The following is a 1,624-nucleotide window of genomic DNA, read 5'->3' as shown; positions in this document are numbered from 1 at the left end:
TAGTCCCGGCACAGATCGCGGGCGACTCTGTCATCCGCTATAGGGGAGCCCCGGGTGTCGCTTGAGGCTGTGAGTTGCTCCGATGAGGTTATTTGCTTGCCGGATGCGGCTTTTTGCCTGTCGCACAAGGCTTTTTATCTGTCACGTGAGGCTTTTTGCCCGTCGATTACGGCTGTTTGCCTGACGCGTGAGGTTTTTTGCTGCTCTGTTGAGGCTTTTTGCCTGACGGCTAAGGCTTTTTGTCTCTCACGTGAGGCTTTTTGCTTGTCGGCTGAGGTTTTTTGTTACGACGTTCACGCTTCTGGAGGCTCCGCGGTGCTGTGGAGTGGCCGTGCTCAGCCCGCTGTGTGGTTGTCAGCATGCGCGACCGGTATCTACGCGTTATCGGGAATAAAACAGGCCGCCCGGAGGCGGCCTGTGCATGACGACGCGAGGAGGGGCCGGGTGTTACGCCGGTTCCGGTACCTTGCCGCCGCGGCGCTGGCCCTTCTTGAAGCGGACCCCCAGCTCGTTGCGCAAGGCATCCAGGCCCTTGTCACGGCCGGAGACCTTGAGCTGGTTGTAGCCTTCCAGGGCCACGTTCATGACATCGCTGCCCAAGGCCATTTCGGTATCCGAGGCGCGGCTGCACAGCCGGTTGAGCCGGTCCAGAATGGGGCGCAACTGGTCGATCCCCTGCAGGTCGGCTTTGGCGCCGGGCAGTTCCGCAGCCAGGCTGGGCGGAATGATGTCCGGGTTCTGTTCCAGCGCTTCCAGTGCACGCCGGGCAAACACTTCCGAGCCCGGGCCCATCTTGAACAGGCGTTGGCGCTGTTGCGGCTGCATGGCGGTGAGCTGGACCAGCTCGTTCTCCAGGTTGAGCAGCAGCTCGTTGATGCGGGTGACCTGATCCGCCGGCAGCACCAGCGTGGCTTTGCTTTGTCCCATTCCGGTATCCCTTCGATGAAAACCATCGGCTGATGGCAGGGCCTATTGCGGGTGTTGATGCGGCCTCCGGGTATCGGAGTTTGCCGGTATCGGGTCGTCGACAATGCCCCGTTCTGTTGTCGGGTAATTCCGACGCGGGCGTAGGAAATGGACGCGGTTCGGCATCGGAATACTGCCCGATGCGCCGGACTGCGCGTGAATGGATAATGCCGGCCCGCGTCGACACCTCGTTGCAGGCCGGCAGGCGCGCCCCCCGTCCAGATACGGCGTGTAGCCGGGTAAGCAGCGCGCACCCGGGCCTGTTCGATGCCTGTACCACGGTGTTTACCCGGGTGCGGCCGATGGCCTTACCCGGGCGACTCGACTGCCCGATGCGCCGGACTGTGCGTGAAGGGATAATGCCGGCCCGCGTCGCCACCTTGTTGCAGGCCGGCAGGCGCGTCCCCCCTTCAGAAACAGGAATCAGCAATGGGTGATGCCATCCGCATCGGAATCGTGGGTTACGGCAATCTGGGACGCGGAGTGGAATTGGCCATCGCGCGCAATCCGGACATGGTGCTGGCCGGGGTGTTCACCCGCCGCCCGCCGGACCAGGTGGCCACGGTGTCGGCCGCCACGCCCGTCCACGGCATCGAAGCGCTGGACGTTCCGCGCGCGGATATCGACGTGCTGGTGCTGTGCGGCGGTCCAAGGACGA

Annotated in this window: 2 protein-coding genes; one reads left to right on the top strand and one right to left on the bottom strand. The window is 63.5% G+C overall.

What is annotated here, in order from left to right; all coding sequences use genetic code 11:
- Positions 1 to 447: 447 nt before the first annotated feature.
- Positions 448 to 927 (bottom strand): hypothetical protein, encoded by a 480-nt coding sequence (locus JCM9942_RS15445; protein WP_054660738.1) that lies wholly within the window; start codon positions 925 to 927, stop codon positions 448 to 450.
- Positions 928 to 1,395: 468 nt separating this feature from the next.
- Here JCM9942_RS15445 and JCM9942_RS15440 point away from each other — a divergent pair.
- On the top strand, positions 1,396 to 1,624 hold a 229-nt coding region (locus JCM9942_RS15440; RefSeq protein WP_425478362.1), incomplete at its 3' end, for a hypothetical protein.

Origin of the sequence: Stenotrophomonas pictorum JCM 9942, assembly GCF_001310775.1 — a bacterium.
GTDB lineage: Bacteria > Pseudomonadota > Gammaproteobacteria > Xanthomonadales > Xanthomonadaceae > Stenotrophomonas > Stenotrophomonas pictorum.
Note: the sequence above shows the minus strand (reverse complement) of the source record. Positions and strands in the feature narration are given on the sequence as shown.

Excerpts from the sequence above, each read along its gene's own strand:
- JCM9942_RS15445 (WP_054660738.1), bottom strand. The coding sequence starts at position 927 with ATGGGACAAAGCAAAGCCACGCTGGTGCTGCCGGCGGATCAGGTCACC.